The 22,501-nt window shown below is 72.8% G+C and carries 18 protein-coding genes; 6 read left to right on the top strand and 12 right to left on the bottom strand.

Translation table 11 applies throughout. The annotated features are described in order from the left end of the window. Positions 1-14 precede the first annotated feature (14 nt). The 6 genes from DMA15_RS11055 to DMA15_RS11030 form a co-directional block, all read right to left on the bottom strand. Positions 15-752, bottom strand: a complete 738-nt coding sequence (locus tag DMA15_RS11055) for a class I SAM-dependent methyltransferase (RefSeq protein WP_125512602.1) — start codon at positions 750-752, stop codon at positions 15-17. Next, the gene (locus DMA15_RS11050) at positions 749-2,200 is read right to left on the bottom strand and encodes a condensation protein (protein WP_125512601.1); all 1,452 of its coding nucleotides are present in this window, start codon (positions 2,198-2,200) and stop codon (positions 749-751) included. The genes DMA15_RS11055 and DMA15_RS11050 overlap by 4 nt, the downstream gene beginning before the upstream one ends. Further along, entirely contained in the window at positions 2,197-6,567 is a 4,371-nt protein-coding gene (locus DMA15_RS11045) for an alpha-(1->3)-arabinofuranosyltransferase (RefSeq protein ID WP_125512600.1), read from the bottom strand. Before DMA15_RS11045 ends, DMA15_RS11050 begins: the two co-directional genes overlap by 4 nt. Continuing rightward, complete coding sequence (locus DMA15_RS11040) at positions 6,564-7,292, bottom strand: class I SAM-dependent methyltransferase (RefSeq protein ID WP_240659745.1); 729 nt, start codon at positions 7,290-7,292, stop codon at positions 6,564-6,566. Before DMA15_RS11040 ends, DMA15_RS11045 begins: the two co-directional genes overlap by 4 nt. Further along, complete coding sequence (locus tag DMA15_RS11035) at positions 7,289-8,497, bottom strand: glycosyltransferase family 4 protein (RefSeq protein WP_125512599.1); 1,209 nt, start codon at positions 8,495-8,497, stop codon at positions 7,289-7,291. The genes DMA15_RS11040 and DMA15_RS11035 overlap by 4 nt, the downstream gene beginning before the upstream one ends. A gap of 262 nt (positions 8,498-8,759) precedes the next feature. Beyond that, a complete protein-coding gene (locus DMA15_RS11030) occupies positions 8,760-9,839 on the bottom strand; it encodes a DUF3068 domain-containing protein (protein WP_125512598.1) in 1,080 nt (359 codons plus the stop codon). A gap of 228 nt (positions 9,840-10,067) precedes the next feature. On the opposite strand from DMA15_RS11030, the gene DMA15_RS36610 reads away from it, so the two are divergent. Both DMA15_RS36610 and DMA15_RS11025 read left to right on the top strand, forming a co-directional pair. Further along, a complete protein-coding gene (locus tag DMA15_RS36610; protein WP_164551729.1) occupies positions 10,068-10,220 on the top strand; it encodes a hypothetical protein in 153 nt (50 codons plus the stop codon). A 21-nt stretch (positions 10,221-10,241) separates the two neighbouring features. Continuing rightward, positions 10,242-11,558: a helix-turn-helix domain-containing protein gene (locus DMA15_RS11025; protein WP_125517599.1), complete on the top strand. Its 1,317-nt coding sequence runs from the start codon at positions 10,242-10,244 to the stop codon at positions 11,556-11,558. Positions 11,559-11,662: 104 nt separating this feature from the next. Here DMA15_RS11025 and DMA15_RS11020 read toward each other — a convergent pair whose 3' ends face one another. Further along, the gene (locus DMA15_RS11020) at positions 11,663-12,529 is read right to left on the bottom strand and encodes a YwqG family protein (RefSeq protein ID WP_125512597.1); all 867 of its coding nucleotides are present in this window, start codon (positions 12,527-12,529) and stop codon (positions 11,663-11,665) included. Between the two features lie 120 nt (positions 12,530-12,649). Here DMA15_RS11020 and DMA15_RS11015 point away from each other — a divergent pair, with 120 nt between their 5' ends. Continuing rightward, positions 12,650-13,402: a hypothetical protein gene (locus DMA15_RS11015; protein WP_125512596.1), complete on the top strand. Its 753-nt coding sequence runs from the start codon at positions 12,650-12,652 to the stop codon at positions 13,400-13,402. A 57-nt stretch (positions 13,403-13,459) separates the two neighbouring features. Here DMA15_RS11015 and DMA15_RS36605 read toward each other — a convergent pair whose 3' ends face one another. Continuing rightward, positions 13,460-13,999, bottom strand: a complete 540-nt coding sequence (locus DMA15_RS36605) for a DUF4232 domain-containing protein (RefSeq protein ID WP_164551728.1) — start codon at positions 13,997-13,999, stop codon at positions 13,460-13,462. 200 nt (positions 14,000-14,199) lie between these two features. Continuing rightward, complete coding sequence (locus DMA15_RS11005; protein ID WP_125512595.1) at positions 14,200-14,652, bottom strand: MarR family transcriptional regulator; 453 nt, start codon at positions 14,650-14,652, stop codon at positions 14,200-14,202. 136 nt (positions 14,653-14,788) lie between these two features. Here DMA15_RS11005 and DMA15_RS11000 point away from each other — a divergent pair, with 136 nt between their 5' ends. Both DMA15_RS11000 and DMA15_RS10995 read left to right on the top strand, forming a co-directional pair. Next, a complete protein-coding gene (locus tag DMA15_RS11000; RefSeq protein ID WP_125512594.1) occupies positions 14,789-15,820 on the top strand; it encodes an NADP-dependent oxidoreductase in 1,032 nt (343 codons plus the stop codon). A gap of 112 nt (positions 15,821-15,932) precedes the next feature. Continuing rightward, on the top strand, positions 15,933-16,361 hold the full coding sequence (locus tag DMA15_RS10995) for an organic hydroperoxide resistance protein (RefSeq protein WP_125512593.1): 429 nt from the start codon (positions 15,933-15,935) through the stop codon (positions 16,359-16,361). Positions 16,362-16,481: 120 nt separating this feature from the next. Here the strand turns inward: DMA15_RS10995 and DMA15_RS10990 are convergent, their stop codons facing one another. After that, a complete protein-coding gene (locus DMA15_RS10990) occupies positions 16,482-19,067 on the bottom strand; it encodes a M14 family zinc carboxypeptidase (RefSeq protein ID WP_125512592.1) in 2,586 nt (861 codons plus the stop codon). Between the two features lie 138 nt (positions 19,068-19,205). Between DMA15_RS10990 and DMA15_RS10985 the strand changes: the two genes are divergently transcribed. After that, complete coding sequence (locus DMA15_RS10985) at positions 19,206-20,021, top strand: EI24 domain-containing protein (RefSeq protein WP_125512591.1); 816 nt, start codon at positions 19,206-19,208, stop codon at positions 20,019-20,021. Here the strand turns inward: DMA15_RS10985 and DMA15_RS10980 are convergent. Both DMA15_RS10980 and DMA15_RS10975 read right to left on the bottom strand, forming a co-directional pair. Then, entirely contained in the window at positions 19,979-21,295 is a 1,317-nt protein-coding gene (locus DMA15_RS10980; protein WP_164551727.1) for a pyroglutamyl peptidase, read from the bottom strand. The two genes, DMA15_RS10985 and DMA15_RS10980, sit on opposite strands and share 43 nt — an antisense overlap. A 240-nt stretch (positions 21,296-21,535) precedes the next feature. Continuing rightward, positions 21,536-22,438 carry an aminoglycoside phosphotransferase family protein gene (locus DMA15_RS10975; protein WP_125517594.1) on the bottom strand — a complete coding sequence of 301 codons (903 nt, stop codon included), beginning with the start codon at positions 22,436-22,438 and terminating at the stop codon, positions 21,536-21,538. Positions 22,439-22,501 lie beyond the last annotated feature (63 nt).

Raw genomic sequence — 22,501 nt, 5'->3', positions numbered from 1 at the left:
CCACCACATCGGACTCAAGACCTTCGGGCGTGCAGCAGCAGGATCGAGGAGGCGCTGGGCACGGCGCACGCGAGCCGGTCCAGGGCGCGCAGCGGGCGCGGCACGCCGTGGAAGGGCGCACCTGACATGCGTACGACGGTGAAGCCGCTCGCCGCGACGAACTCCCGCAGGGCGCGGGCCGTGTAGAGCCGCAGGTGGCCCACGACCTCCTTGCCGGGGCGGCCGTGGATGCCGCGCAGGCTCACCTCGGAGAAGACCGGCTGCACCCCGGCGAGGAGCAGGCCGCGGTTGTACCAGGCCGCGAGGTTGGGCGTGGAGAGCATGAGGTGCCCCCCTGGCCTGAGGACCCTTCTCAGCTCGTCCAGCGCGCTGTCCGGGTCCACCAGGTGCTCGATGACCTCGCTGAACAGGACGGCGTCGGCCGCCCCGTCGGCGAACGGCAGCCCGCCGTCGGTGAGTTCACCGCGTACGACGTACGGAAGGTGGGCGTGGGCGCGCTTGAGGGCGTCCTGCGACCAGTCCACGCCGATGACGCGGTGGCCCGCGAGGAGCGGCGCCGCGGTCGCGGCGGCCGAACCGTCGCCGCAGCCGATGTCCAGGACGGTGGCGGCACGGGCCGTGGCCGGGCCGAGCGCGTCGGCGAGGATGCGGGCCTGGCGCAGGGTGCGGGCGTCGCCCGAGGCGACCGGGACGCGGGGGTCCTCGTAGAAGTCCCGGAGTCCGGCGGGGCGTTTGGTGGCCGTGGCGGTCAACTCGGCCCTCCCTTCTCGTCGGCCCGCGTGTGCTCCGTCGCGTGGAGGTAGTGCTCGAACAGATCCCGCAGGTGCGCCCCGTCGCCGTGGCTGAGCAGGGCCTTCGACCAGCGCAGGGCCAGGTGCAGGCGGCCCGCCGTGGACGCCGTGGTCACGGTGAGGCCGCGCGGCAGCCGGGCCGGGGCGGAGAACCACACGGCGTGCGCGCGGCCCGCGTCGCCGAAGTCCAGGGCGTACGGGATGCGCCCGATGTTGCTCAGGAGCGTCGTCGACGTCCAGGGGGCGGCGGCCCGGCGCAGCCCGCGCGTGACGGCCGCCCTGACCGTGACCGGGAGCACCGGCGCGGTCAACAGGCTCGCGCCGTGGCCCAGTTGGGGCCGGGCCAGGGCCTTGAGGGCGCGGGTGCGGTCGGAGGTGCGGCGCAGCAGGTCGCCGATGGCTTCCGGGGTCCACTCGCGGTGGCCCAACTCTGCTGCGCTGAAGGGGACTTCGACGAGCCGGGTGCCGTTGCCGATCGGCATGGTCGCGTCGCGGGGGCGGTCGTCCACCGGCATGGTGATGCGCAGGGGGCGCGGCCGTTCGCCGTGCTCGCGGTTCCAGTGGGCGATCATCAGCGCGGTCGCCACCATCAGCTGGTCGTTCACGGTGAACGGTGACCCCTTGGGGCGGCGCGGCACGGGCAGCTCCGCGACGAGCATGCCGTTGCCGGGGGACGGCTCGGGCGCGCCCTTGGCGACCCGCGCCGGGGGCGCCCACCCGGAGGGCGCGTCGGCCGGGGGCTGGGGCGCGGCCCCGGTGCTGTCCGGCGTACGGGTGGGCGGCGCCGCGGGGGAGTTGTCCCGGCCGCCGTAGATCTCCGCGGCCGTGGCGAGGACGCGGAGGCAGGCGGGGCCGTCGAGGGCGGTGTGGTTGATGGTGAGGAAGAGGACAGTGCCTGGCCCCTCGGGGGCGTCCGCGCTGTGCGGGGAGGCGGCGCCTTGCTCGGCGCCCCGCAGGGATGCGGACTCGGACTCGGCGCCCGGCCCAGAGGCGGCGCCGGACTCGGCCGCCACCACCTCCAGACGGATCGGCGGGGAAGCGGAGAGCGGCGGCGCCTCCGCCAGGGCCCGTTCGCGGGCCCGCTTGAGGGCGTCCCGTTCCGGAGCCGGGAACGTCACCGCCTCCACGTCGGGCTCCGCCGTCAGCTCCCACTCGTAGCGGCGGCGGTACCACGGGCCCCGCGCCTCCCGCATGAGGATGCGGGGATGGCGGCGCAGGGCCTCGTTGAAGGCGGCCCGCAGCCGGGCCGGGTCCGGGGTGCCCGGCAGGTGCACCTCGATGTGCACGGTCTCCGGCTCCTCCTCCTGGAGGCAGTGCCGGGAGACCTCGTCGACGACGGGGAACGGCACGCGCGCGGGCGGCCGGCCAGAGCCGTCCGCACGCCGTGCCGGGTGTTCCAGTGCGGTCATCGCTGCGTGCCTTCTCCTGTCGTGGGCCCGCCCCCGTGCCGCGGGAAGCGGACCGTCGCATCGCTCTGCGGCGCGGGCGAGGCCTGAGGCTCGGGGCCCCGGGCCGAGACCGTGGGGCCGGCCCCGGGCTGGGCCGGCTGGGCCGGCTGCCCCGGAGCGGGACCGCCGCCCGGCCCGTACACCAACGTATCGGCGGTGTCCGGGTGCGTGACCGGACGCGTATCCGGGTCCTTGTCCGGACGCGCGCGCCGTTCGCCCACACTCACCAGCGCCGCGAACAGCGCGATGAGCGCGAGGAGTTGGGCCACCGGGCCGAACGCCCCCGAGTCCTCGCTGACCGCCTCTCCGGCACCGGTCGCCGCCGCGATGCCCGCGCCCGCCATCGCCGCGAACGCGATCGGCACCAGCAGCGCGTGCCGCCACCAGGCCAGCAGCGCGAGGGCGGGGACGAGCAGGGCGAACGGGCCCGCGATGACCACGGCCACCAGCGTCAGCGCCACCGTGCCGAGGATCGGACCCGGGGCGGGGGGCGCCGGGGTCAGCGCGTCTGTGTTGGGCTCGCGGCGCCGGACGAGGACCAGCCCGACCAGCGCGAGGACGCCGACACCGGCGAGGATCAGACCGATCTCGTAGGTCTGCGACGGCTCGTAGGTGAGCTTCACCGTGCCGCCCTCGCCCTTGGGCACGAGCCAGCCCTGCTGCCAGCCGTCGAGCCGCAGCGAGGTCAGCTCCTTGCCGTTGAGGGTCGCCTTCCAGCCGTCGTTCACGTTCTCGTACGTCGACAGGTACGAGGCCGCTCCGGCGCCGACGCTCACCTCGCGGCGGTCGCCGAGCCAGTCCTTGATCTTCAGCTCGCGGGTGGTCTTGTCCACCTCGCCGGGGGTGCCCCGGGTGAGCGAGGCGTCCATGACCGCGAGCGGACCGGAGTCCCCGGTCTCCACGCTGTGCGCGCCCGCGTCCAGGCGTACGGCCGTGTCCTTCTCGCCGCGCTGGCAGAGGCTGATCTCGACCGGCCTGCGCTCGGTGAGGTCGGAGACCTTGCCCTTGGCGCTCGTCTCGTACAGCTCGCCGTCGATCGACATCGCCGGACCCTGACCGCAGGGGAGCGAGAAGCGCTCCGAGACGTCGGGCTGCGGTGTGCGGTACGTGTCGAGCGCGGGGACGTAGACCTCGGTGAGGCCCACCGGCAGCTGGAGGTCGTCGTCCGCCACCGGGTTGTGGACGGCCAGCGGCGCCGTCTTGGTGATGGTGATGTCCATCTGGTCGGTGGTGATCGGGGTGAAGCGGGCGATGCCGTTCTCGTCGACGCCCGCGGTCGTCGCCCCGTCCGGCGAGCTGATCTCGATCTTCTCGGGACGGGTGGACAGGCCGCCCGCGGCGGGCAGCACGATCTCGCCCACCGGCTGCTTGCCCGGCCACTTGAGGTGGACCACCGGACGGTTGTCGGTGCCCGCGATCCACGCCGTGGTCAGGTCGCCGTCGGTGAGGTTGCGCGGCGAAAGACCCCGGCCGAGCCTGGCCGTGGAGTCGGCCGTGGCGATGATCTGCTGCTTCTGCTCGGGGGCCACCTTGTAGAGCAGCTCGTCCAGCGCGGCGCCCGGCATGGCCACCGCGCTCGCCTTCACCTCGTACTCACCGGAGCCCGTGGTGGTGAAGCGGCGGTGCAGACCCGCCTCGGCGTTGACCGGGGAGAGCGCGTTCGGGTCCGAGGAGCGGTGCAGCGAGTACGTCGTCGCGTCGGCGCCGACCGCCTTCTGCGCGTCCTTGGGCAGTTGGAGGAGCTTGGTGACGCGCACCTCGGGGAGGGTGATCTCCGAGAAGCCCGCGCCCGTCAGACCGGGGCGCGCCTCCTGCGTGTCCACGATCGTGATCTTGATCCAGTCGGTGGCGCCCGCGCGGGCCTTGACGCGCTGCGGAGTGCCGTCGGGCTGGAGGGAGCTGGTGACGCTGCCCGCCTCGGTCTCCACGCGCACCCGGGTGGGTGCGGCCCGCACGCCGTCCTGCGGCAGCGGGGTGACGCGGAAGGAGGAGGGGACGGTGATCTCGGAGTTGAACTCCGCCTTGATCCACTCGCCCGCCGCCGAGTCCGAGCCGCCCTCGGCCCAGGCCGTCGCCGGATCGCCGTCGAAGGCGTTCACCGGGTCGTACTGCGGCAGGTGGAAGAGCCAGTTGCCGTAGGAGGAGGCGGACACCGACTTGGCGCCCCGCAGCTCCGCGGTCGTCTGGTGCTCGACGCCGTTCGTCGGCAGGATCTGGTGCGGCTTCTTGCCGGGGTCCTGGACCGCGTCGGGGGCGTTCCGCTCGTCGGGGCCGTAGGTGTACGACGTATTGGAGTTGACCAGGCCGAAACGGGTGTCGGCGCGGCGCAGTCCGTCACCGACGGCCTGGAGGCCGGGCGTCCCGACGCCGGGGTGGTTGTCACCGGTCAGGACGGCCGGGCGGTCCCGCATCGCGGGGTCGGCGGAGAGCGGGAGCAGGGACTCCGGGCCACCGCTGACGACCGCCGTGTTGGAGACGGGCTTCAGAGCGGCCTGGCCCGGGCGCTCGGCGCCCTCGCCGGGGGCGTAGATCTCCACGGCGCGATCACGCGGGTAGAGGCCCTCCACCTGGAGGGGCGTGTCGTCGGGGATCGTGCCGCCGGTGGTCTTGGGGCCGAAGCCGGTGACGCGGCGGAAGCCGGACTCCTCCAGGGTGCGCTTGACCGTGGCGGTCGGGACGTGGCCGACCTGGTCCGGGTCGAGGTCGTTGCGTACGACGACGTAGTGGAGCCCGGCGCGGGAGAGGTAGTCGGTCAGGCCCGGCACCTCGCCGCCGGTCATCAGCGCCTGCTCGACCGCGTCCATCGCGCGGCGGTTGCCCGGCGTGCCGAACGGCACGTAGTCGCGCTGCGCCCAGCGCGACTCGGCGAGCACGTCGAGGGGCTGGTCGATGGGCGAGCCCCAGGTGTAGATGCCGTGCGCGGTCGCCGGGACGACGAGGGCACGGGAGTCGGGGGAGTACTTCTCCAGCCAGTCGGCCGTCGTCTGCCAGTACGTGGGCAGCTTCTGGAACGAACCCGGCTGGAGGATCGAGCCGTTGAGGTACGGCCAGGCGAGGCCGGGCAGCACGAGGAGCGCGGCTATCGCGGGCGCGTACCGTCTTCCGCGCACCGGCCGGGCCCCCCGACGCGCCTGGGAGGCGACGCCCGCCAGGTGCATCAGGCCGAAGGCCAGCGCGAGGGCGAGGCCCGTCTGGAACTTGTAGATGTTGCGGAAGGGGACGAGCCCGCCGTTCAGCCAGGACTGGACGGTCTCGTGGAAGGGCGCGCCGAACGCGCCGCCGTACCCGGCCAGCGTGATCAGGACGACCGAGAGGACGGTCAGGACCAGCCAGCGCCGCTCGGGCAGATCGCGCCGGGCGAGCCCCGCGAGTCCGAGGGCGGCGGCGAGCGCCGAGCAGACGACGGTCACGACGGCCGTCGCCACCGTCCAGCCGGCCGGCAGCCACGCCTCGCCGAAGTTGAGGTACGCCACCCAGTTACCGGCGCCGCGCAGCGTCTCGGTCGCCGACATGGTGCCGGTCGTGGTGGCGGAGTTCTCCACGTACGGAAGGAAGTTCTCGCCGTGGATGCCGAGCATCAGCAGCGGCACGATCCACCAGGCGGTGGCCAGGATGACGCCCGGCACCCACCAGGTGATCAGCTTCCGCTTGCGCGGGCCGTTCGGGCGCGAGAGGAGGAAGAGGGCGACCGGGAGCAGCGAGGCGAGGGTCGCCGCCGCGTTCACGCCGCCCATGAAGGGGATGATCAGCGCCGAGCGGCAGGCGGCGAGGCGCGCGCTGATCCGCTCGTTGGTCAGCGGCAGCAGCACCCACGGCAGGAACGCGCCGGGCAGCGCCGCGGCGGACGTCGAGCCGACGACCACGGTGAACGTGGGCCACAGGGCGTAGACGACCGCGCCGAGCAGCCGGCTCTGCCGGTTGCCGATGCCCAGGCGTTCGGCGAGGCGCAGCGCGCCCCAGAAGGCGACCGACACGATCAGCGAGAGCCAGAGCCGCTCGGCGAACCAGACCGGCAGCCGCACGAGGTCGGCGAGGCCGTAGAACGGCAGCATCGGGAAGGCGTACCCGACGTACTGGTCCTGGATCCCGCCGAAGCCGCCGCGGTCGTGCCAGAGCTGGCCGAGGTCGGAGAGGAACTGCCAGGGGTCGACGGTGACACCGAGCTTGGTGTCGAACGTCATCCGCCCCGGTTTCACCGCGAGGAACAGCACGAAGACCGCGGCCCAGAACCCCAGCAGCCAGCGCCGCGAACGCGGCCCCCGCGAGGGTTCAGGGGCGTCGGTCGTGGGCCGCACGGAGGCCGGGGGTGGGGCCTGGACCGTGGTCATGGACACCGCCTGAGAATGAGAAGGAGGTTCCAGGTCGCGAACTCGCGCACACCCGGCACCTTGGTGATCGCCCCGGCCAGGAAAGGCCAGTAGCGCGAACGTGCCGACACCACGTCCACGTCGGAACGGCCCCGCACCTGGCGCAGGGTCGTTCCGACGTGATGTGCGAAGAGGTTCTCGCCGAGCGTGTGTTTCGCGGCTTTTCCGGTACGTCTTTCATAGCGGGCGCGGGCCCGGTCGGCGCCCAGGTAGTGCCAGGGCGCCCACTCGTGGCCGCCCCAGGGGGAGAGCCAGTTGGTGAACGAGACATAGATGAGCCCGCCGGGCCTGGTGACCCGGACCATCTCGCTCAGGAACGTCTGCGGGTCGTCGACGTGCTCCAGGACGTTCGAGGAGAACGTGACGTCGGCGACCTCGTCGGCCAGCGGCAGCAGATAGCCGTCGGCGAGCACCGAGCCCTCCGGGGGCTTGGTGCCCGACGCCGTCATCTCCGTGAGATCGGGCTCGAAGAGGTAACTCTGCGCGCCGCGGCGCCGGAACTCCTCGGTGAAGTAGCCGCCTCCGCCGCCGATGTCGACGACGACGCGGTCCTTCACCTTGACGTACGCCTCCACCTGGTCGGCGGCGTCCTTGGCGAGGAGGGTGTAGCAGCGCTCCGGCTCCCGCTGTTCGCGCATGAAGGCGCGGAAAAGCGTGACGGAGCGACGCAGGGACGGGTCTCTCACTTAGTCCCCTGTGCGGTCGGGGGCCCGGCGGGCGCGGGTATGGGGAGCCCGGCGGGCGCGTGATGGGCGGCGACCGCTTCGGCCGCCACCGCCTGGAACTGCCGCACGGTGTTGCCCCAGCGGAACTGGGCCGCCCGGTCGCCGGCGGCCTTGCCCAGTGCCCTGCGGCGCTCGGCGCTGAGCGCCAGCGTGCACCAGGCGGCGGCGAAGGAACTCTCGCCGCGGGCGAGCAGGCCGGTCACGCCGTCCTCTATGGAGTCGCGGACCCCGGGGACGTCGAAGCCGACCGAGGGCGTCGAACGCGTCGCCGCCTCGGTGATGACCAGGCCCCAGCCCTCCACGGCCGAGGGATGCAGCAGCATCCAGGCCTCGCAGAGCAGCCGGTGCTTCTCGGCCTCGGAGACATGGCCGCGGAACTCCACGCCGGGACCGGCGAGCTGTTCCAGGCGCTGTCGCTCGGGGCCGTCGCCGACGATCACGAGGCGGCCGCCCGTGACGGGCCTGACCCGCTCCCACAGACGCAGGAGCAGATCGATCCGCTTGTACTCGACGAGGCGTCCCATCGCGAGGAACAAAGGCTCGTCGGAGCGGGCGTGCAGCGGGCCCGGCTCCTCCACGCCGTTGTGCACGATGCGGATGCGCTCGCGGTCCACGCCGATCGCCCGCAGCGCGGTGGCCGTCGACGGCGAGACGGCCACCAGGAGATTGCCGCGCTGTGCCCCGGAGAGGGCCCAGTGCTCGAGCTTCCGGCCGAGCCGGGCCGCGGGGGCGAGCGCGCCTTGGAAGCGCATCCCCCACAGATCGGTGTGGACGTGGTTGACCAGGCACAGCGTCGGGCCGCGGTGCCACAGCGGTGCCAGGTACGGCATGCCGTTGCAGACCTCCACCAGCAGATCGCAGTCGCCGACCTGGCGGGTGAACGCGGACCGCGCCCGCAGGTAGTGACCGAGGTCGCCGCCCGCGGACACCACGCGGTAGTCGCGGTAGGCCGCGGGCCCGCCGCAGAGCAGCGTGACCTGGTGGCCCAGTTTGCTGAGCCCGTCGGCGAGCCGGTCGACGAGCAGTTCGGAGCCGCCCGCGGCCGGGTTGCCGAGGTCGCGGTGGGCGAGGAAGACGATCCGGCGCGGCTGTGGGGGAGGCGCCGGCAGTCGCTGCGCGTGCCGCGGGGCGGCCGCGCGCAGCGAGGACGGTACGTGCTGGGGCATGCGTGCTCCAACTCGTCTCAGGGTGCGGAACTGTGGGGGGTCGGGCGGGCGAAGCGGTCCTGCTGTGGGGCTTGCGGGGTACTGCGGGGTGCGCCGGCCGGGCGCCACGCGACGTGGGGTCGCTGCGAAGGTGCTGTGTCCGGCCGGTGCGGGGGTGGTGCGGGGACTGTGCTCGGGTGGGGGTGGTTAGTTTTCGCTGCCCCTTACCGCGGGTCTACTCACCGAGGTGACAATTTCCGCGCCATTTCGAGCTGACGCCTCATCACATCGTGCTGGGGTGCAGGGCGCTTCGGGACGGTTCAGCATTCGGACGTCCGGGTTCCGCCGAGTCGCCGGGGCTGCCGGGGCCGCCGTGGCCGTCGTGCCCACCCTGGCCGCCGTGCCCGCCGGAGCCGTTCGCCCCGTCGGCCTTGCGCCCCCGTACGACCAGGACGATCCCGACCGCGGCCAGCGCCGCGCCCAGGGCGCCCGCGGCCACCGGCAGGGTCTCGCCCACCAGCTCCAGGCGCTCGCTGTCGTCCTTGGCGAGCTTCACCTGGGCCTTCTGGGTCGCCGGGGTGAAGGCGATGCGCTTGCTGTCGAGCAGCACCGTCGCGTCCTTGTCGGAGCCCGGTGCGCGCAGCGTCTTGCGGGGCCCGATGGCCGCGTAGATGATCCGGCCGGTGCGCGGGTCGGCGACCAGCTCGATGCCGTGGTTGGCGTAGAACTCATCGGCGATGACCTGGCTCTTCTTGGGCTGGCCGACCATCCGGCCCGGCACCTGGCGGGTGCCGACCTTGGCGGCCTTCACGGTGCCCGTGAAGCGGTGGCCCTCGTACCCCTGGATCTTCTTGGTGCCCCGGTACTCCAGCGGCACGGTCGCTCCGAGCGTGCTGTCCCACCAGCGGTAGGAACGCTTCTCCACGTCGAAGGGGAACTTCAGGTACGCCTCGCCCTCGAAGTACGGCTTCTCGCCGCAGCAGTGCACCGGCTTGTTCGTCTTCCGGTCGGTGACCCAGCGTTCCATCGTCCACTGGAGCGAGTCGTGCGGGCTGGCCGCGGGCAGCGACTTGTCCGGGTCGACGGAGGTCGACACGTCCCAGACGGCACGCCCGCTTTTCTCGCTCTCGGCGACGTCACCGCGCACCTGGCGGGTGATGGTGAGGTTCCTGTCATGAACCGTTTTGATCTTCTTTGTGTCGAAATAGCTGCCTTTGCCTTTGAAGATGGTGATCGTGTCGATGTCGGTCGGTGTGCGTTTCGCGCGTGGCTCCACGTACCAGGCCAACATCGGGGCCAGGACCAGAAGAAACGCGCCAATACCGAGAATGACCAGGGAAAATGGCGAGGTGGTGCGGCGCATGGGGCACTCCTGGGCTAAGGGCGGGAGAAGTGTTACCGAGCCGTATGTATGGGCGGGGACCGTAGGCCGACCCTTGACTAGGTGTCAATGGATGCAGAGACTGGGCCCTTGCCGGACGGGGCCGGCCGGGACTGTGCGACCAGGACATTCATGACCGACACCGCGTGGTCATGGCCGCCTGCGTGCCCAGGGTGGGGACGACCTCCGACAGAGAGGCTGGCCCTCGCCATGCACCGACTGCTCGCCGCATCACTCACCGTCGCCGCCGGGGCGCTGCTCGCCGTGGGCGCCGCCCTCGGCATCGTCGCGCTCCTCGACGCCACACCGGAGCAGCCCAACACGCCACTGGTCCACTACGACACGCCGTCGCGGGGTCAGTGAGCCACCGTGGCCGCGACCGACATCCAGCCCACCGAAGCCGCCGGGACCACCCCCACCGGAGGCCAGAGCTCCGCCTCGGCGCGCTCGGCCTGGCGGGACGTGCCGCCCCGGCAGGTGCGGCGGTTCGCCGCGCTCGCCCTGGAGGAGGTGCCCTCCCTCGCCCAGGACATCCTGCGCGAGATCCGGGCCGAGTACCCCGGGCTGCCCGTCGTCCTCGACGACTCGGGCGAGCCCATGGCGCTGGTCGGCATACGCCGCGCCCTCGAAGGCTTCGTGCAGCAGCTGGCGTCCCAGGAAGGGCGGCCCCGCTACCACCTGGAGGTCTTCCAGGAATTCGGGCGCGGCGAGGGCCTGCACGGCCGCAGCCTCGACTCGCTCCAGGCGATCTACCGCCTCGGCGTACGCCTCGCCTGGCGCCGCCTCGCCGAGATCGGCCAGCAGATCGACATCCCGCCCCCGGCCATGTACGAACTCGCCGAGTCGGGCTTCGAGTACCTGGACGGCCTCGTCGACCAGTCCGTACGCGGCTACGCCGAGGCCGCCGCCCGGGAGGCGGGCGAGCGGCTGCGGCTGCAGCGCAAGCTGATGGAACTGCTGCTCTCGGAGCGGCGCGCCGAATCCACCGGAGGCGCGGCGTCCGGCCACGGCTCGGGCCCCTCGGCCGCGCCGGGCGCCCCCTTCGGCAACGCCCTCGGGGAGCGGGCCGCCCGCGTCGGCTGGCAGCTGCCCGACCGCGTCGCCGTGGGCGTGCTGCTGCGTCCCGCGCCGGAGGCCGTGGCACCCGCCGTCGGGGAGGGCGTCCTGCTCGACATGGAGGCCGAGCAGCCCCGCATGGTCGTGCCCGACCCCGAGGCCGCCGGGCGCCCCGAACTGCTGCGCCGCGCCATGACCGGCTGGTCCGGCGCCATCGGCCCGCCCGTGCCGCTCGCCGACGCGGCGAAGTCGCTGCGCTGGGCGGAGGCGGCGGTGCGGCTCATGGAGCGCGGACTGCTGCCCTCCGGTGAGGTCCTGCACTGCACCGAGCACACCGAGGCCCTGGTGCTCCTGCAACCCGAGGAGCTGATCGAGGACCTGGCCCGCCGCTGCCTGGCCCCGCTCGACCACTGCGGCCCCGCCCATGGCCGCCGCCTCGCCGAGACCCTGCTGGCCTGGCTGGAGACCCGCGGCGGCGCCCCCGAGGTGGCGGCCCGCCTCGGGGTGCACCCCCAGACGGTCCGCTACCGCCTGCGCCAGATAAGGGAGCTGTGGGGCGACGAGGTCGACGACCCCGACCGCCGCTTCGAGCTGGAACTGGTGCTGAGGGCGCGGCGGTTGAGGGGGTTGCTGGGGCGGGCCTAGGCCACCATGGGCGTACCCGGTCGGCAGGGCTGCCAGCCGATCAGCGGCACTGTCACGTGCTCAGCGGCGCTGTCACTCACGTGCTCAGCAGCACTGTCACGTGCTCAGCAGCACTGCCAGGTGAACAGGGCCCGGTCGAAGCGGAGTTCCGCGAGGTCGGCGGGGCGTATGAGCCAGTAGAGGCAGCCCGTGTCGCCCCACATCATGTCCGCCGCGTCGTCCGAGTCGAACTGGGCGAGCAGCAGCCAGTCCCGCATCTCCTCCACGATCCGGGGGTCGTGCCAGCTCGTCCCCGGGCCGAGCGCCGCATGCGCCACCTCCGCCTCGACAGGACCCTGCACCGACTGCGGTGTGCCGCCGAGCTGATGGCCCGCCACTTCGCCGTACTCCCACAGGGCGTCCGTGAACGCCTCGGAGCACACCGGGTGTTCGTAATCCTGGAAGGGCTCGGCGTCGGGCGCGAAGGCCCGCTGGATCCGCGGATGCGTCGGCTCCGCGACCGTCGCCTCCACGCGCGCGGTGAGCGGGACATGGGGGTAGGCGTCCAGGTCCTCCGGCGTCGCCCGCTCGGTCAGGGGCGTGCCCGCGGGGGTGTAGACGACGCGGGCGCCCGCTCTGGACGGCTCGTCGGCGACGTCCACCACCGCCTCCCCGTCGTCCAGTTGGCCGTCGAAGTAGAAGAAGGCGAGCGTCCCCGTCGCCGGGAACGGCACGTCGAGCGCCCCCGCGGGCAGCGCCGCGCACTCCACGGACGCGACGAACGACAGCGGGCCGTGCCCCTCCCACTCCGGCCACTCCACGTCATCCGGAAGCTTGGGCTCCCCGCCCAACTGCCCCACCACCGCGTCGTCCCCGCCCGCCGGGGCGAGCCGGATGCCGGGCCGCAGCAGCCCGAGCCACCGCTCGGCCACGTCGGAGGGGAGGTGCTCATGGGCAAGGGCGCGCAGCGCGCCGGAAGAGTTCCGCGTCATGCCCCCGATCATGCCTCCCGCCACTGACAACGCCGCCGCGCCGGGGTTGTTGATTCCGCACACAACTTTCACAGCGGCGGCTTCCGCAGTCGGCGGCGCGGCACCTAGCCTCCAAGCCTCATGGACTACTGCCACCCGTGCCGCAGGCACCTCAACGGCGCCCTCGCCTGCCCGGGGTGCGGAGCCCCGGCCGAATCCGGCCCGCACGAGGAACCGGGCGGCGAGGAGTACGCGTACGACGAGGAGTACGCGTACGGCGAGGAGCCCCCGCACCCCGGCGTCCACGCCCGCACCCGCACTCGCGCCCGCCGCAAGGAACGCGGCCGCAGGGCGCACCGGCGAAGGCGCCGCAAGGTCCTGCTCGCCACCGCGGGCCTCGCGCTCGCGGCGGGCGGCCTGAGCCTGGCCGAACTGGGCATCGAGGGGACCTCAGGGGACCCCACCGCCGCCTCCGTCCCGGACGAGGGGGATCGGCAGAGCCCGGCGCCGGGCGGGACCGCGGGCCCCGGCGGCAGCGCGTCGGCGGCCACCTCGGCGTCCTCCACCAAGGAAGAGGACGCCGAGGACAAGAAGGCCAGGGAGAAGAGAGAGAAGAAGGAGAAGGAAGAGAAGGGGAAGGAGAGCGAGAAGGAGCAGGAGGAGCGGAAGAAGGAAGGGGAGGGGGAGGGAGAGGCGACCCCGGACGGCGAGCGGCCGGCCGACTCGTCCCCGGCCGGCCCCGGAACCCCGGACGACGCCCCCGGCACCTCCCGCCCCACCCCGTCCTCGCCGACCGCCGAGAACCCGAGGCCCACGCCCGCACCGGACCCGGAACCGGAACCCGAACCGGACCCGACCGAGCCGTGCGACCGCTTCCTGTGGTGGTGCAGGTGACGCGAGGCCTCCCGGAGCGGGACCTCCCGGGCCGAGGCCTCCCGGCGCAGGAGAGCGTCAGCTGAAGGGGACAGCGTCGGCCGGGTCGGCGTGCCAGTTGGTGGCGAGGGGCTTGTCGATAAGAGTGGCGCTGGGCAGGCGGAGGGCGACGCTGTTCTCCTCGTCACCGGCGACGGAGAGGAAGAGCCGCTCGAACTCGATGCCGTAGTCGTTGTCGGTCGACTTGGGGTTGATACCGGCGTAGGCGGCGGTGGTACCGGAGAGCTTGATGCTCTCGGTGATGCCCTGCTCGATGGGCAGGACCTCCGTGTCGGGGGAGGAGCCGAAGGAGGCGGAGGGGATGTTGCCCTCCAGGTAGCAGGTGATGCCGGGCCTGGCCTTGGCGGTGACGAGGAGATACCCGCCCGCCTGCGTCTTCTCGGTGACCTTGAAGGTCAGGTCATTGGTTCCGCAGGCCTGCTCGACGGCGGAGGCCCTGCTCTGCCCGTCGACGGCGAGCGCGGCCCCGGCGGCGGTGGTGGTGAGGGCCACGGCGGCGACGGCGGTCAGGGCGAGCCGGGTGGCGCGGGGGGAACGGGCGGCGAGACGCGAGCGCATCAGAAGCTCCATGGGTGCTGGGAGTGGTCCGTCCGGCGAACTGCTCGGACCGCCACAGCCTCCGCCGCGACCCGTCCCGGCCGCCACAACGGGCCACGGACACGGGACGCCGGAACGCCGGAACAGCCCCTGACCAGCACAGACGCACACATCCTGGAACGGCCGACTGGGGCGACCGACTGGAACGGCCGCCCGAAGGCCTACGCCTCCCCGCCCAACATCCTCCGCAGCAACCCCCGCAACGAAAGCCGCTCCTCGTGCGAAAGCTCCGCCAGCGGCTCCCGCGCGAAGTTCAGGGAGTCGCGCAGACCGCGGGCGACCTCCGCGCCCTCATCCGTCGGCGCGGCCAGCTTCACGCGCCGGTCGGCCGGGTCGGGCCGCCGCTCGACGAGGCCGCGGGCCTCCAGGCGGTCGACGATGCCCGTGATGTTCGACGGCTCGCACTTCAGCTTCTGCGCGATGCGGCGCATGGGCATAGGTTCGATGAAGAGCAGCCCCAGGACGCGCGCCTGCGCGCCGGTCAGCGAGTGGCCGGCCGCCGCCTCCTCGTACTCCTCGTGGTAGCGCCCCACGACCTCGCCGATCAGCTCGACGACCTCGACCGTCAGCGGGTCGGCGCGGGGTGAAGGGGTACGCGGGTCACTGGTGGCCATGGTCACCAGGTTACCCGTTTACTTGACACTATGAAATATCAAAGAGCATGGTTGTTTCAGCACATGAAACATCGCTAGGCATGAAGCATGCATGAAGCATCGCTTGGCATGAAACATCTCTTAGGAGGACGCCCTCATGTCCGTCACCCCCGAGCAGCTCCCCTCCGTCAGCCGTGAGTGGCACCTGGTCCGGCGCCCGGAAGGCTGGCCGGTCCCCGAGGACTTCGCGCTGCGCGAGGTCCCCGTCACCGCCCCCGGCGAGGGCCGCGTCCTGGTGCGCAACCTCCACTTCTCGGTGGACCCGTACATGCGGGGCCGGATGAACGACGTGAAGTCCTACGTCCCGCCGTTCCAGCTCGACAAGCCCATGGAGGGCGGCGCGGTCGGCGAGGTCGTCGCCTCCAACGCCGAGGGCTTCGCGGTCGGCGACCACGTGCTGCACTTCGCGGGCTGGCGCGAGTACGCCTCCGTCCCCGCCCAGCACGCCACCAAGGTCGACGCGCAGGCCGCGCCGCTCTCCGCCTACCTCGGCGTGCTCGGCATGACGGGCCTGACCGCGTACGCCGGTCTGCTCGAAGTCGCCTCCTTCAAGGAGGGCGACGCCGTCTTCGTCTCCGGCGCCGCGGGTGCCGTCGGCGGCCAGGTCGGCCAGATCGCCAAGCTGAAGGGCGCCTCGCGCGTCATCGGTTCGGCGGGCTCGGACGAGAAGGTCAAGCTGCTCGTCGAGGAGTACGGCTTCGACGCCGCCTTCAACTACAAGGACGACAAGCCGGTCGCCGAGCAGCTGAAGGAGGCCGCCCCCGACGGCATCGACGTCTACTTCGACAACGTCGGCGGCGAGCACCTGGAAGCCGCCATCAGCCGGCTGAACGTGCACGGCCGGGTCACCATCTGCGGCATGATCGCCGGCTACAACGACAAGGAGCCGACCCCGGCCCCGCGCAACCTCGCCCTGGTCATCGGCAAGCGGCTGCGCCTGACGGGCATGCTCGTGCAGGACCACAGCGCGCTCCAGCCGCAGTTCGTCCGCGAGGTCGGCGGCTGGATCCGCTCCGGCGAGCTGAAGTACCGCGAGACGGTCGTCGAGGGCGTCGAGAACGGCGTGGACGCCTTCCTCGGCATGCTCCGCGGCGAGAACACCGGAAAGATGATCGTCTCCCTCGCCTGAGACGCCGTCCCGGGCGGGGCCATGTGTCGATCTTCCGGCATCCGATAACCTGATTCCACTTGGCCGCGGTGTGGGCGCGCACCGCGGCACGTCACAGGAGGAATCGGCACCTATGTCCATCCAGAAGATCGACGTCAAGTACACCGCGGTCGCCACCGCCGAGAACGGCCGCGACGGCCGTGTGGCCAGCGACGACGGCAAGCTCGACGTCGTCGTGAACCCCCCGGAGGAGATGGGCGGCAGCGGCGCGGGCACCAACCCCGAGCAGCTGTTTGCCGCCGGGTACAGCGCCTGCTTCCAGGGCGCCCTCGGCGTGGTCGCCCGCAAGGAGAACGCCGACATCTCCGGCTCGACCGTCACCGCCAAGGTCGGCATAGGCCAGAACGAGTCCGGCGGCTTCGGCCTGGAGGTCGCGATCACCGCCTCCATCCCGAACGTGGACGCGGCCACCGCGCAGTCGCTTGTCGAGAAGGCGCACCAGGTGTGCCCCTACTCGAACGCCACGCGCGGCAACATCAAGGTCGACCTCGCGGTCGCCTGACCCACCGGTCACCCGCACGAAAGGGCCGCACCCCCGAGCGGGGGTGCGGCCCTCTGCCGTACCGCGCGGCGCTCTGTCCGACCGTGCGGGCCACGCCTACCGCCTACCGCGCGGCGCCGACTACCGGCCGACCTTCAGCAGCGCCCGCCCGACCTGCGGGAACACCCCCTTGGGATGGTCGCGGAAGAGCGGCTCGGTGCCGAAAAGGACCACGTCCGCGCCCCGCGCCGCCCCGCTGACGACCGCGGCGCGCCCCGCGGCGGACGCCGGGCCCCCGCCGCCGTCCTCCAGGGGCCGCCAGTGCCCGGAGACCAGCGGGTCGCCGGTCCCGTACCGCTGCTCCACGCGCACCCCGGAGCCGAGGCCGGTGAACCACATCGGCGAGTAGACGAAGCTGTGGTCCGGCGCGCCGCCGGTGACCGTGCCGCCCGCGTTGACCACGCGGACCACGCCGTTGGCGTCGCCGTTGCCCTCCACCGGCCGCACGGCGAGCAGCTTCGCGCCGGTGTTCAGCGCGGCGCCCGCCGCACCCCGGCCGACGAGGCCGCCGCCCTTGGTGAGGAACCGTTCGAGCCCGGCTTTCGCCGCCGGGTTCAGCTCGTCGTGGTCGAGCCCGGCCGACACGAAGAGCGCGTCCGTCCCCTTCCAGCCGAAGCCCGAGTTGAGCACGGCCGTCGACACGGGCACCACGTCGAAGTTCATCTCCCGCAGTGCGAAGAGCTCGCCCGGCGTGACGGCCGCCGCGACCCGCGTACGGTGCAGCGCGGCACCGCCCTTGGCCTTCGTGGCATCGAAAGCGACGTCGTACTTCCTCGCGGCCTCCACCGCCGCCCGGCGCGCCGACGACGACACGATCGCGCTCCCGTCACGGCCGCCTCGTACCGAAACCCCCTCGGCGAGCAGGTGGTTGACGGCCGCGATCTCCCGCGGGTCGTCGAGCCGCAGCCGCAGATCACCGCGCGGTGCCACATACCCGACCCGGGCCGCGGCCCGCACCTCACGCGTGCGCAGGGCGTCCAGGTCGCCCCTCTTCACGGAGTCGACGCTCGCGCCCCACAGCCGCCCGAGGCTCCACCCCGAGATGTCGTACATGGTCGACACCTTGTCGCTGATGTCGCGCCCGTCGGCCAGCATCACATTGGCCAGACCCCGCTTGGGCTGGTGCATGTCGACGACGTACGAGCCCTTCGGGTACGTCTTGCCACCCAGCCGGAAGCGGTGGGCCGCGCGCTCGACGCGTACGTCATTGGCGAGCAGATGGTCCACGAGCCGCGCCGCCGCCGTCGCCGAACGCTGACCGCGCCCGCCCGGCGAGGAGCCCGCCGGAATCACGTACGCGCGCGGGAACGTGGTCGTGTACACATCCTCGGGGCCGATCCCCGGCACGCCCGGCACCGTCTCCGCCGAGACCGGCACCTGCTCCGCGCCCGTCGCGCCCCGCCGGAAGACCTCGATCTGGTCGGCGATCAGCGAGGAGCGGCGGCGGTCGGCGTAGTCGACGCTCGCGCGCATGGCCGCGCCCGCGATGTCGACGTTGATGGCGGCCCTGCGCCGCAGCTCCGCGACCGGCTGCGACTCGTACGCCGCGTTGTTCACCTGCATCGGGAACTCGATCGTGTGCGTGGCGACCGCGCCGTGGAAGGGCAGGTACTGCGGGGTGAAGATGGGCGGCCAGTCGTCCCAGCCCTCCTCCTGGTCGCGGAAGGGGATGACGGCGGGCTTCACGCCGTCCTTCTCCCGCGTGTAGCCGAGGCCGTTGACGGCGGCCTCCATGCCGAGGGCGTTGGCGTAGGAGTTCTTGAGGAACAGGTCGTACTCGTAGTTCTCGCCGTGCGGGGGAGTGGTCGGCTCGATCAGCGTGCCGTTCACATAGCCGTGCAGGTCGAGCATGACCGCGGGCTGCTTGGCGGCGGCGATCTCGCGGATCGCGCGGGCCTCGGGCTGGGAGGCGGTGATGAAGTCGCGGTTGAGGTCAAAGCCGTTGGCGTTCGCCCGGGTCCCCGCGATACGGCCGTCGGGGTTGGCGGTGACGTTGAAGTAGAGGCGGTTGTGCGCGAGCAGGGACCGGCTCTTCGCGTCCTTCGCCCTCGCCAGCCTCTCGATGAGCTTCAGGGCGGCGTCGGTGCCCTCCCACTCGTTGCCGTGGATGTTGTTGTTGATGAAGACGGGCGTCTTGTACGAGGCCTTGATCGCCTTGTCCTTCGCGGCGGCCGAGGGAGCGTTCTCGATGCGCTCGCGCATCCGCTCCTGGCGCGCCGCCTCGCGCGCGGACTCGGGCGCGGTGACTGTCACGAGGTAGAGCGGGTGCCCGCCCGCCGAACGGCCCGCGATCTCCACGCTCACGCGGTCGCCGAGGCGCTGGAGTGCGTTCAGCTTCGGGGCTATGCCGTGGTACGGCGTGAGCCCCAGTTTTATCGACTTGTCGGCAGGGTTCTCCGGAGGTGTGTCGAGCTTCCGCTCGCGCGGGTAGCCGCGGCCCCTGCCATCGGCGAGCCCCGGGGCCGGCGGGCTGCCGAGGGCGCGTTCGGCAGCGGCCTGCGGGGCCATGGCCGCCCGGTCGGCGCCGAGCGGCGAACCCTCGCGGGTGACCGGGCGCGGTGCCGGGTCGGCGGTCGCGCTGCCCGGGACGAGCGCGGTGAGCACCAGCGCGCCGGCCGTGGCGGCGGCGGTGAACAGAACGGGTCTGGATGGCCGGGACATGCCCATGCGTACCTCCGTTGATCGGTAAGCGAGGTCTTACACGGTTCAACTCCTCCACAACAAGGGGGCCTTCGAGAGGGCTGTGACAGTCCTGGCACGCGGCAGCCCCCAAACCGCCCCCCACCTGCGGCTAGGGTGTGCCGCATGCGTGATCTCGGTGTGGGCTTCGGCTACTTGATGAAGGGCCAGCGCTGGGTCGCCCAGCACGGCAAGCAGTACGGGATGGGCCTGTTGCCCGGTCTCATCACCCTCGTCCTGTACGCGGGGGCGCTCGTCGCCCTCGCGCTCTGGGGCGCCGACGCCGTCGGCTGGGCCACGCCCTTCGCCGACGACTGGTCCTCGCCGTGGCAGGGCCTCTTCCGCGGCTTCCTGACGGCGCTGCTCTTCGGCCTCGCGCTGCTGCTCTCCGTCCTCACCTTCACCGCGATGACGCTCCTGATCGGGCAGCCCTTCTACGAGTCGCTCTCCGAGAAGGTCGACATCGCCGAGTCGGGCCACGCCCCCGAGTCGGGGCTCCCGCTCTGGCGCGAACTGTGGATCTCCGCCAGGGACAGCCTGCGCGTCCTCGTGCGCGCGCTGCTCTGGGGCGTCCTGCTCTTCGGGCTCGGCTTCATCCCGGTCGTCGGCCAGACCGTCGTCCCGGTCATCGGCTTCTGCGTGACCGGCTTCTTCCTCGTCGAGGAGCTGACCGCGGTCGCCCTCCAGCGCCGCGGCGTCGAACTGCGCGACCGGCTCGCCCTGTTGCGCTCGCGCAAGGGGCTCGCCTGGGGCTTCGGGGCGCCGCTCGCCGTCGCCTTCCTGGTGCCGTTCGTCGCGGTGTTCCTGATGCCGGGCGCGGTCGCGGGGGCGACGCTGATGGCACGGGACCTGCTGGGCGAGAACGGCTCGGACGGCGACGGCGGCCCGGAGGGCGCGGGTCAGGACTCCGACGCGGCCACGCGCAGGATGCCCCTCACCTGAGCGATGATGTCGAGCCGGTTCCGTACGAACTCGGGATCGGTCACGGCGCCCGTCGCCGGGTCGGTGTTACCCGCCCCGAACCGCAGAACCGGCGTGTGCACATGCCCGCCGGGCAGCCGGTCGCGCAGCCCCAGCCGGTCCCGCAGCAGCGTCGCCCGGTAGGCGATCTCGTTGGACAGATAGTCACCGCCGCCACCCGCGCGGGCCGTCGACCCCTCGGTGGGCCCGCCGGGCCGGACCACGGGAGCGCCCCCGCCCGCCGGGATCTCGGTCACCGACGTGTTGTCGTACACGGGAAAGCGGCCCGTGGCGGCTTCCGCGATCTTCTTGTACGGGAGGGTCGTCGACGTCCACTGGGGCTGCGAGGCGGGATCGCTCACCGGGACGGTCTCCGTCCTGGAGACGTTGTCGTTGTCGGGGAAGCCGCCGCGCCAGGCCCCGTTGGTCCGCTCGATGTCGAAGCGGCCCACCCGCCCCTGGCTGATGGTGGTGAAGAGGTCCACGCGGGGGAGGTACGGGCGCAGCGCCCGCTCCACGGCGCCGTCGGTGAAGTCCTGCCAGCGGACGGGGAAGGTGACCGCCTCGACGCGGGCGACACCGTCGGCGGTCCGGATCGTCGTGCCGTCCAGGGCCAGCGCGGTGGCGCCGGAGGGGTTGCTGATGCGGACGTCCCGGTCGAGGGTGAAGGGATCGAACCCGGTGACGAGGATCCGCTTGACGCGGTGGCCCTCGGCGCGCTGGCCCTTTGCTCGCTGACCCTTGCCGGGGCCGCGGTCGGACGCGGGGAACCGGACGCTGTCCTGCCCCCGGGACGTCCTCTCCAGCGCGCCCATGAGCCGGGCGCGCTGCTCCTCCCCGAGGGAGAACCGTTTCGGCTCCCACTGCCGCAGCTCCCGCGCCATCCCCAGGCGGGCCCAGTACAGCGGCCGGTCGTCGTCCCGGCTCAGGTCCCCCCGGGCGGGCCCGCGCCCCTGCGCCCGGTCGACGGCCCTGCGCCACAGCTGCCCGCCTTCGCGTACGACGACACGGCGGGCCTGGCCATAGGAGCGGGCCTCGCCGAGCGCCCGCGCCAACTCCGGGGCGAGGCCGTCGAACCCGCTGCGCCGCAGGATCTCCCGAGGGGCGGCACGGTCCAGCCGCTGCTCCTCGACGGTGGGGGCACGGCCCTCGGAGCCCGGGGCGGCGGAGGCGGACGCCGGGGCGATGGCCCCGGCCAAGAGGGCGGCGACACCGAGGGCGCCGAGCCGAGACAGCACATGAGAGCGAGAACGCACGCGAGTCCTTCCGTAACCGGTGGGGTGGCGGAAGTATCGCGGGGCGGACGGGGTGAGCGCTATGGCGCGGCCCGCGCGAAGTGGACTGCACGGGCCTTCATGGCGCGGTCCCCCTGAGAGCCTGTCTTTGAACCCCCGCCTGCGCCCCGACGCCCGGCACGCACGCCGATCGCACGCACCGACCGCCGCTGCGCCCGCGCTCCGCGCGAACGACGCGGGTTCAAAGACAGGCTCTGAGCCTCACCGCCCGCCCGCCGCCCGCCCCGCCTCCTCGGTCAGCCGGCCGAGGACGCGGCGCGCGATGTCCGCCATCACCGGGTTCGTCTCGCGGTAGTACCGGAGTTCGTTGAGGGCGATCGTGAGGGCCCAGCCCCGCCCGCGCGCCCACATCGCGTCGTCCGCGGCCCCGCCGAGCGCGGCGCGGAAGGCCTCGCGGGCCTCGGCGTCCATCAGGTACCAGGCGGCGATCAGATCGACGGCCGGGTCGCCCACGCCCATGCACTCGAAGTCGATGACCGCGCTGAGCCGGCCGCGGTCGACGAGGACATTGCCCGGCTGGAGATCGCCATGCACCCACACCGCGTCCCCCCGCCACGCGGGCGCACGCAGAGCGGCCTCCCATACGGCCGTCGCGGCCCCGGCGTTCACGAGACCGCGCAGCTCAGCGATCACCTCCCGGGTGGAGCCGTCGCGCTCGGCCAGCGGCTCGCTGCGGTAGGCGGCGGGCGCACCGGCCGGGTCGACCCCGCGCAGAGCGATCAGGAACTCCGCGACGTCCCGGGCGAACAGCACGGGCTCGGCGAGGGGCTCGCCCGGGTCGGGCGTCGTGCCGTCCAGCCAGCGGAAGACGGACCAGGAGCAGGGGTAGCCCTCGCCCGGCACGCCCTGGGCGATCGGCACGGGGACCGCGACGGGCAGCGCCGCCGCGAGCCGGGGCAGCCAGTGCTGCTCCCGCGCCACGTCCTTCGCCGACCCCGCGAGCCGGGGCAGGCGCACCACCATGTCCGGGCCGAGCCGGTACATCACGTTCGACGTCCCCGCGGAGCCCACCCGCCGCACGGGAAGCCCGGCCCAGGCCGGGAACTGGGCGCCGATCAGCCGGCCGACGACCGCCTCGTCGACCTCGGCCTCACCGGCGTGCATCTTCATTCCGTCCCCCCTCGTCGTACGAGTTCCGAATAGAAGCGGCCGGACAGCGCCCGGTCA

This window comes from Streptomyces sp. WAC 01529, from assembly GCF_003945545.1.
GTDB classification, from domain to species: Bacteria; Actinomycetota; Actinomycetes; order Streptomycetales; family Streptomycetaceae; genus Streptomyces; species Streptomyces anatolicus.
The sequence above is the reverse complement of the archived record's forward strand: the minus strand, read 5'-3'. Positions and strand labels throughout refer to the sequence as shown.

Excerpts from the sequence above, each read along its gene's own strand:
- DMA15_RS11050 (WP_125512601.1), bottom strand. The coding sequence starts at position 2,200 with ATGACCGCACTGGAACACCCGGCACGGCGTGCGGACGGCTCTGGCCGG.
- DMA15_RS11045 (WP_125512600.1), bottom strand. The coding sequence starts at position 6,567 with ATGACCACGGTCCAGGCCCCACCCCCGGCCTCCGTGCGGCCCACGACC.
- DMA15_RS11035 (WP_125512599.1), bottom strand. The coding sequence starts at position 8,497 with ATGCCCCAGCACGTACCGTCCTCGCTGCGCGCGGCCGCCCCGCGGCAC.
- DMA15_RS11030 (WP_125512598.1), bottom strand. The coding sequence starts at position 9,839 with ATGCGCCGCACCACCTCGCCATTTTCCCTGGTCATTCTCGGTATTGGC.
- DMA15_RS36610 (WP_164551729.1), top strand. The coding sequence starts at position 10,068 with ATGCACCGACTGCTCGCCGCATCACTCACCGTCGCCGCCGGGGCGCTG.
- DMA15_RS11020 (WP_125512597.1), bottom strand. The coding sequence starts at position 12,529 with ATGACGCGGAACTCTTCCGGCGCGCTGCGCGCCCTTGCCCATGAGCAC.
- DMA15_RS11015 (WP_125512596.1), top strand. The coding sequence starts at position 12,650 with ATGGACTACTGCCACCCGTGCCGCAGGCACCTCAACGGCGCCCTCGCC.
- DMA15_RS36605 (WP_164551728.1), bottom strand. The coding sequence starts at position 13,999 with ATGCGCTCGCGTCTCGCCGCCCGTTCCCCCCGCGCCACCCGGCTCGCC.
- DMA15_RS11005 (WP_125512595.1), bottom strand. The coding sequence starts at position 14,652 with ATGGCCACCAGTGACCCGCGTACCCCTTCACCCCGCGCCGACCCGCTG.
- DMA15_RS11000 (WP_125512594.1), top strand. The coding sequence starts at position 14,789 with ATGTCCGTCACCCCCGAGCAGCTCCCCTCCGTCAGCCGTGAGTGGCAC.
- DMA15_RS10995 (WP_125512593.1), top strand. The coding sequence starts at position 15,933 with ATGTCCATCCAGAAGATCGACGTCAAGTACACCGCGGTCGCCACCGCC.
- DMA15_RS10990 (WP_125512592.1), bottom strand. The coding sequence starts at position 19,067 with ATGGGCATGTCCCGGCCATCCAGACCCGTTCTGTTCACCGCCGCCGCC.
- DMA15_RS10985 (WP_125512591.1), top strand. The coding sequence starts at position 19,206 with ATGCGTGATCTCGGTGTGGGCTTCGGCTACTTGATGAAGGGCCAGCGC.
- DMA15_RS10975 (WP_125517594.1), bottom strand. The coding sequence starts at position 22,438 with ATGCACGCCGGTGAGGCCGAGGTCGACGAGGCGGTCGTCGGCCGGCTG.